The organism is Microbacterium sp. BF1 (genome assembly GCF_019279095.1).
GTDB classification, from domain to species: domain Bacteria; phylum Actinomycetota; class Actinomycetes; order Actinomycetales; family Microbacteriaceae; genus Microbacterium; species Microbacterium maritypicum.
The window spans coordinates 1-7,362 of the sequence record NZ_JAGYWT010000084.1 but is presented as its reverse complement, the minus strand read 5'-3'; the positions used below and the strand labels follow the sequence as shown (position 1 = coordinate 7,362).

Sequence of the window (7,362 nt, the reverse complement as noted above, 5' to 3'; positions counted from 1 at the left end):
CTCGGAGCAGGGGCCCGAGCCGCGGCATCGGTTCTGCGCACACGGCACCTGCATCCGCTGCTCGACCCGATCCTCGGGACGGCGGGGGAGTGACCCTCACGGGGCGAGTGGCGCGAGGAAGCTCTCGGTGAGACGCGTGACCTCTGCGTGCATCTGCTCGCGAGAGGGAATGACCGCCGACGCTCCAGACATCGACGTCGGGGGCCGCAGCTGTGAAGGCATCGAGGCCGCGCGGATCGAAGAACGCCAGGTTCAGCCAGGGGCGGGTGATCACGACGGTGACCCCGTCCTCTGCGAGCCCCTGCAGTATCGCGGCGTATGCCAGGGGTCGACCTTGGCTCCGGGGATGAACACCAGTCCGCGCTCCGACGCGCCGTCGGCCGGGGCGAGGACGATGCCCTCGTCCGCGTCGGTCACGGTGATCGCCGGGTTCTCTCGCACGGCCGCGAGCGGTTCCGGCTCAGCGGCCATGACGCCGATCTGCGACCACGCGAGCACGCCGCCGACGGCGAGCACCAGCACGATCGCGACACTCCACAGAACACGCTTCAGGATCCGGCGTCCACGCTTCTTCTGCATGGCTCCACGCTACTGCGCCCGGCGTCTCTCCCGGGCGATCGTGGGGTGCGTGCGGAGGTACTCCTCGAAGGCCTGCCTGCTCGTGCGCAGCGGGGTGTAGCCGAACACCCTCTTGAGGTCTCCGTTGACCAGGACCGGCCGGTACCGCAAGAAGGGGACCTTCTCCGGTCCGTGCTCCGTGAGACGCAGCATCCGCCCGATGCGCAGGGCCCCCGACAACGCCCACGCCGGGAGGACGAGTTGCGGCTTCCCCAGGCGTTCGGCGATCTCGGGAACGGTCAGGCATCCGTCTCCGGCGACGTTGAAGATGCCCGGTGGGCCGTCGGTCGCCGCGCACCATCGCCGCAGTCACGTCATCCACCCAGATGAAGACGAAGGGCGATGCGGATCCGACTATCCGGAGTATCCGTCGTCCATCCCAGAGCGCCGTTATCTGGTTCCGCACCGTCGGCCCGAGAATCGTGCCGATGCGGAACACCACCTGCTGGAGCTCGGGGTGGGCAGCCCGGTGCTCCGCGAGCATCTCCTCGACCAGGCGCTTGTGCCGCGCGTACGGGAAGGTGTCGTTGCCGCGCAGAGGCTGTTCCTCGTCGATCCATCGGGGGTTGTCCGCATGGTAGCCGTAGGCGGCCCCGGAGCTGGAGACCACGATCCGCCGGACACCTGCCTCCACGCACGCGGCGAGCGCGTTCGCGGACCCGGTGACATCGACGCGATACTCCTGCTCGACGTCGCGACCGGGATTGACGATGGCTGCCAGATGCACGACCGTGTCGATCGCGTGCCGTCGCAGGAGCGGGGCGAGGCCGGCTGAGTCCGTCACATCCAGCGTCTCGTCGATGATGCCGTCGCGAGGCACCCCGTGTCGAAGATCGCCGCAGACGACCAGCTCGACGTCGTCGCGGACCGCGAGGGCCGCGGCGACATGCGAACCGAGGAACCCGCTTCCTCCCGTGATGAGCACGCGCGGCATCAGGCAGCCTCCGCCTTCGTGCGGCCGCTCGCGTCGCCGGACGAGGAGCCAGTTCGTCTTCTGGTGTGCCGCGCCCAGAGCCCGGCGAGCACGACGCCGGCGATGATGTCCCAGATGCCCCACCAGCCGGCGACGACGGCCATGCCTCCGAGCCCGTCGAAGAACAGGAACACCAGCCCAAGGCCGAGGCCGGCGTTGCGGATGCCGACCTCGAACGTCATGGCCTTGCGCTCGCGGGTGCCGAGCCCGCCGATCACCGCTGTGCCGTAGCCGAGGGCCAGGGCGACAGCGTCGTGCACCGCGACCACGATCAGGATGATGCCGAGGACCTGCACGAACACCGCCCAGTTGCCCACGAGCGCGGCGATGATGAACCCGAGCAGCGCGATGAGGCTGAACCACTTCACGAACGGCTGCACACGGGCGCTGAACCGCGGAGCGCCGGCACGCAGCAGCAGTCCCAGCGCGAACGGGAGCCCCACGATGAGCAGGACCTCGAGCAGCATGCGTCAGGGATCGACGGCGACGTCACGCAGCAGCGTGCGTGCCGTCGGGTGCAGCGATCCCCAGAAGGTGATGCTGAGCGGCATCGCGAAGATGTAGATCAGATTCCCGACCGCCGTGAGCGAGACCGAGAGGGCGACATTGCCGCCGGCGCGGTGAGTGAGCACCTGCGAGATGTTCCCGGGTGGGCAGCACGCGACCAGGAGCATGCCCAGCGCCATCGACGGCGGCACGGGAAGCACGAGGGTGAGTGCGAAGGTGGCGATCGGCAGCAGGAGCAGCTGTGCGAGGATCGCGATCACGAACGGTTTCGGATGCTTCGCCACGACGCGGAAGTCGCTCGGCGAGGTGTCGAGGGCGATGCCGAACATGATCAGGCCGAGCACGACGTTGAGGATCGTGAGTGTGCCTGGCGTGAAGGACAGGACCACGTCGTCGAGGTTCACGCCGACACCTCCAGCGCCATCTTCTCGCGTCGTACAGCGCCCCGGTAAGCGTCCTTGTTGACGTAGTACGCCATCCGGTCCAGGCCCAGGTAGCGGTAGCCGCCGGTCACATCGGGCCAGGGTGCTCCGGTCACCCGCTCGCGGAAACGGGCGGCGCGCGCGGGGTCCTCCTCGACGGCGGAGAGGTAGGCCGCGAGCAGCTCGGCCTGTTCGTAGCGGCCCTGCCAGCCGATGCCGGAGGCCTCGATCATGCCCATCACGTAGAGGCCGTTGAACGATGCGGGGAAGACGTTGAGGAACAGCCGGGGCGAGGCGCCGCGCCAGTGCAGGTGCTCCCTGTCCACGAACGGGTAGTCGAGGGTGTACCCGGTGGCGAGCAGCACCAGGTCGTAGTCGTCGGCGCTGCCGTCGCGGAAGTGCACCGTCGTCCCCTCGAATCGGGCGATGTCCGGCCGGATGCGCAGGTCGCCCTGCCCGAGGTGATTCAGGATCAGGGTGTTCACGATCGGGTGCGACTCGTAGATGCGGTAGTCGGGCCGGGGGAACCCGAACCGCACGGGGTCACCCGTGAAGGCCCGTAGCACGCGGCTGTCGACCGCCTGCTTGATGCGCGCCGGCAGTGGGCGTCCCTGGTTGAGGGTGTCGCTGGGCCTGCCGAACATGTAGCGGGGTACGAAGTCGTACCCGCGCCGCACACTCATGTCGACCGAGACCGCATGGTGCACGGCATCCACCGCGATGTCGCAGCCGGAGTTGCCTGCGCCGATCAGCAGCACGCGCTTGTCCTTCATCTGCTCGGGCGACTTTTAGGCACTCGTGTGCAGCAGCTCGCCGCTGAACTCCCCGGCGAACGTCGGCACGTTCGGCTCGGCGAGCGTCCCGTTCGCGAGGACGACTCCGGCATACCAGCGGGTCTCGTTTCCCGTGGGACCGGCACTGGTCAGGTCCCAGCCGCCGTCGCGCGGCTCGAGGCGGGTGACCCTGGTGTCGAACCGGAACAGCTCAGTGAGTCCGAAGTGCTCCGCGTGATGAGCTGTGGGTCAGGCGACCTCGAGGCCGTGCTGCCGGGCGGCGACGGCGTCGCGGACCGAGCGGAACAGCGGATGCTCGGGGTCGAGGCCCGTCGTCCTCGTGGTGAGAGCATCAGGGTCCTCGGTCCGCAGCAACTGCTGCAGCTCGACCGACTGCTCGTCCGCCGGGTCGTCGAATTCGAGCGCCGCCGAGACGGCCGCGACCAGAGCCTCGGTGGGCAGGCCGCGCTCCGCGGCCATGGCGGCAGGACCCACGAAGCGCTCGTGCCGGGAGATCTTGCGCAGCGGTTGGCGACCGACGCGCTGGACGGTGTCGATGAGCGCGGGGTTGCGGAACCGGTCGAGGATCGTCGCACGGTAGCCGGCGAGATCGTCCGGGTCCAAGCCGTGCTCGGCGACCAGAACCGCCGACGTCTCCTCGAGAGCCGCCGAGACGCTCGCCGCTATGGCGGGGTCCGCCAGAGCATCCGAGATGCGTTCGATGCCGGCGCGGGCTCCGAAGTACGCGGTAGCCGCATGGCCCGTGTTCACCGTGAACAGCTTGCGCTCGATGTACGGGGCCAGATCGTCGACGAAGTGCGCACCGGGGATGTTCGGCAGGTTCGCACCGAACGGTCCCGACTCGATGGCCCATTCGAAGTAGGGCTCGACCGTGACGTCGACGCCCGACCCCTCCGGCTGCGCCGGGACGATGCGGTCCACCGCCGTGTTCGCGAAGACCGCTCGGGCGAGCAGAGTCTCGGCATCCGGTCCTGCGGCCGTCACGATCTCACGGCGGAGCAGATCGGTGGCGCCGATCGCGTTCTCGCACGCCATCACCTGCAGAGGAGCGGCATCGGGGGAGCGGAGGGCGAGTCCCGCGACGATCGACGGAGCCACGAACCTCAGCACGGTCGGCCCCACCGCTGTGGTGACGACGTCGGCCGATGCGACCTCCTCGGCCACGACGGCGGGATCCGTCCGGCTGTTCACCGCCCGGAAGCCGGTGACGACGTGATCGGTCCCTCCGGGGCCGGCCTCGTGCACGGTGTACGAGTCGACCGCGTTGATCGCATCGACCAGCGCATCGGCGACGTCAGAGAACACGACCTCGTACCCGCCCTCGCGCAGCAGCAGACCGACGAATCCGCGCCCGATGTTGCCCGCCCCGAAGTGGACCGCCTTCATCCTTCGTTCACCTCCGAGAGGAGGGCGTAGAGCTCCTCCGAGGTCTTCGCCGCGGAGAGCCGTGCCACATCGTCTTCCTCCGAGAACAGGATCGCGATCCGGGAGAGGATCTCCAGATGCTCGTCGCCCACTCCGGCGATGCCGATCACGAAGGTGGCCGGGTCGCCGGACCAGTCCACACCGCCGTCATAGCGGACGACGGAGAGCGCGGAGGCGAGGATCGTATCCTTCGCATCGTTGGTGCCGTGCGGGATCGCCAGCCCGTTGCCCATGAAGGTCGAGACGGTCTCCTCCCGCTGGCGCATCGCGTCGACGTAGGCGGGGGTCACCGCACCTGCCGTGACGAGGATGTCGGTTGCCTCCTGCAGTGCCGCCTCCTGGGTGCTGCTGCCCGAGTGGATGCGGATCTGGCCGAGGGTGAGAACGCTCATGGTGTTTCCTTTCTGAGGATGTGGCGGTGGGGCGGACGCCGTGGCATCCGCCCCACCGGGTCTATCACGCGTGGATCAGCAAACCATCCGGAAGCTGTACGTGCGGGTGCCAGCAGGATTGCCGGGAAGCTTCAGCCATCGGGCACTGGAGCCCGCGGCTGCGAACGGTGCCCAGTAGTAGCCGGTCGTCGCCGACCAGGACCACGTCTGGAGCGAGCAGCCTGCCGAGATTCGAACCATATCGGTATCAGTCCAGCCGTACTTTGATTCACTGTTCTGACCCGCAGACAACGTTCCGACCACGCCGGCGCAGGTCGTCGCGGACGTTGCACTCTTACAGATGGTCAGCGTTGCTGAGCCGCTGTTCGTTACGCTCGCGCGACCTGTGTCGGCGGTTGCCGCGGTGGATGAGCCGAGCACGAGTGCGGACGCGGCCACGATCGTGAGAAGCGTCTTGATCATGCCTCGTGTTTTGAAAGTCGGCATCATTGTTTCCTTTCATTCGGTGCCGGCGCTACTCGCCGGTGCCGACATTGTTTCGCTGATCCACCAATATGGCGACGACTTCTTCGTATTTCGGAGAATTCATGAAATTGTCGACCGACACATGGATCGAGTTCGGGGACTGAGCCCTGGCTCGATCCGTCAGTTGCTGCTGGGTGATTACGAGATCAGCCGTGCCGTCGAGGTTCGCGATCGCCTGGTTGGTGACGGTCACGCCGTCAATCCCCGCCTTCTTGAACTTGTTGCGCAGCACGCTCGCGCCCATGGCGGACGAACCCATGCCGGCGTCGCAGGCGAACACCACGTTCTCGATACGACGGTCGGTGGCTGTCGTCGTTGGCGCAACCGCCTTCGCCGCAAGTCCACTGAGCGCATCAGAGGACTTCCCCTTGTTCGCTTCAGTCTGAGCGACGGCTGCTGCGAAGGTATCTTCCTTGGCCAAGTCCTTCTTGCGGCTCGCCCGGAGGATCACCATCGAGATGATGAAGGTGACCGCTGCGGACAGGACGACGGAGAGAATCACTCCCAGGTAGTCGGTGCGGAACGTCTGTCCGAGAACAGCGATGATACTGCCTGGTGCAGCTGGCGCGATCAATCCGGTTCCGAAGAGCATGTTCGTCGTGACGCCTGTCATACCGCCGGCGATCAGCGCGACGATCAGGACGGGCTTCATCAGCGCGAAGGGGAAGTAGACCTCGTGGATGCCGCCGACGAACTGGATGGCAGCGGCCCCAGGCGCCGAGGCGCGCGCAGCGCCGATGCCGAAGATGGTGAACGCGAGAAGCAGACCGAGGCCGGGGCCGGGGTTGGCTTCGAGCAGGAAGAGGATCGACTTTCCGCTCTCCGCAGCCTGCTGCGTACCCAGAGGCGTGAGCACGCCGTGGTTGATGGCGTTGTTGAGGAAGAAGACCTTGGCCGGCTCGATCAGGATGCTCGTCAGCGGAAGGAGGTTCGTCTCGACGAGCCAGTTCACCGCCGTGGATAGGATGTTCATCAATCCGTTGACGAGCCACGCAACCGGGTAGAAGCCGATGACGACGAGAACGAAGCCCCAGATGCCCGCCGAGAACATGTTCACAAGCATCTCGAAGCCCGCTTTGATCTTGCCGTCCCACAGCGAGTCGAGCCACTTCATCGTGTAGGCGGCCAGTGGCGCCATGATCATCGCACCGATGAACATGTGAATCTGCCCCAGCTGGTTATCGGCGGGCAGCGTCGCGTTCACCTGGGCGATCAGGTAGTCGGAACCCGCGATGGCACCCATGACGGCGATGGCTGCGACGACGCCGCCTCGGGTCTTGTAGACGATCGTGCCACCCGTGTAGGCGATGACGATCGGCAACAGGTAATGGATGATCGGCCCGACCAGGGTCGCGAGTTGCTCGTTCGGGGTCCAGCCGACCGGAATGAAGAACGCGGTGATGATGCCCCACGCGATCAGTGCAGGAATATTGGGCATGATCATGCCGGAGAGGAATGTGCCGAAGCGCTGCACTCCTACGCGGAGGCCGCCGGGTCTGGTGGCGGCAGGTGACGTCGTCGTCATGATGTCGTCTCTTTCTTGTGGAGGGGGAGTTCCGCGGCGAGAGCTCTTCCGATCTGAAGTCGTCGGTCGCGTCCAAGGGTGAGGGCACCAAGCAGGCCGTCGCCCACGGAGCCTTCATGCTCGAAGGGCGATGGATGTGCCCAGCCACCCCGATGACGCATCGCGACATCATGCTCCGCTA

6 protein-coding genes and 4 pseudogenes are annotated in these 7,362 nt (G+C 66.7%); all 10 read right to left on the bottom strand.

The genetic code is table 11. The features are described from left to right. Positions 1-274: pseudogene (locus KZA10_RS17735) on the bottom strand (hypothetical protein); the annotation flags it as partial. Beyond that, positions 271-579 carry a hypothetical protein gene (locus KZA10_RS17730; protein ID WP_256934439.1) on the bottom strand — a complete coding sequence of 103 codons (309 nt, stop codon included), beginning with the start codon at positions 577-579 and terminating at the stop codon, positions 271-273. The pseudogene KZA10_RS17735 and the gene KZA10_RS17730, both read right to left, overlap by 4 nt. Before the next feature lie 9 nt (positions 580-588). After that, on the bottom strand, positions 589-771 hold the full coding sequence (locus KZA10_RS17725; RefSeq protein WP_256934438.1) for a hypothetical protein: 183 nt from the start codon (positions 769-771) through the stop codon (positions 589-591). Between the two features lie 202 nt (positions 772-973). After that, positions 974-1,552 (bottom strand): annotated as a pseudogene (locus KZA10_RS17720) (NAD-dependent epimerase/dehydratase family protein); the annotation flags it as partial. Then, positions 1,552-2,487 (bottom strand): annotated as a pseudogene (locus KZA10_RS04865) (bile acid:sodium symporter family protein). The pseudogenes KZA10_RS17720 and KZA10_RS04865, both read right to left, overlap by 1 nt. 11 nt (positions 2,488-2,498) lie before the next feature. Then, a pseudogene (locus KZA10_RS04860) lies at positions 2,499-3,296 on the bottom strand (NAD(P)/FAD-dependent oxidoreductase); the annotation flags it as partial. 246 nt (positions 3,297-3,542) lie between these two features. Then, the gene (locus KZA10_RS04855; protein ID WP_055877706.1) at positions 3,543-4,700 is read right to left on the bottom strand and encodes a mannitol-1-phosphate 5-dehydrogenase; all 1,158 of its coding nucleotides are present in this window, start codon (positions 4,698-4,700) and stop codon (positions 3,543-3,545) included. Beyond that, positions 4,697-5,131 carry a PTS sugar transporter subunit IIA gene (locus tag KZA10_RS04850; protein ID WP_218682321.1) on the bottom strand — a complete coding sequence of 145 codons (435 nt, stop codon included), beginning with the start codon at positions 5,129-5,131 and terminating at the stop codon, positions 4,697-4,699. The genes KZA10_RS04855 and KZA10_RS04850 overlap by 4 nt, the downstream gene beginning before the upstream one ends. A 75-nt stretch (positions 5,132-5,206) precedes the next feature. Next, the gene (locus KZA10_RS04845) at positions 5,207-5,617 is read right to left on the bottom strand and encodes a hypothetical protein (RefSeq protein WP_218682320.1); all 411 of its coding nucleotides are present in this window, start codon (positions 5,615-5,617) and stop codon (positions 5,207-5,209) included. 28 nt (positions 5,618-5,645) lie between these two features. Beyond that, entirely contained in the window at positions 5,646-7,181 is a 1,536-nt protein-coding gene (locus KZA10_RS04840) for a PTS mannitol transporter subunit IICB (protein ID WP_218682319.1), read from the bottom strand. Positions 7,182-7,362: the final 181 nt, after the last annotated feature.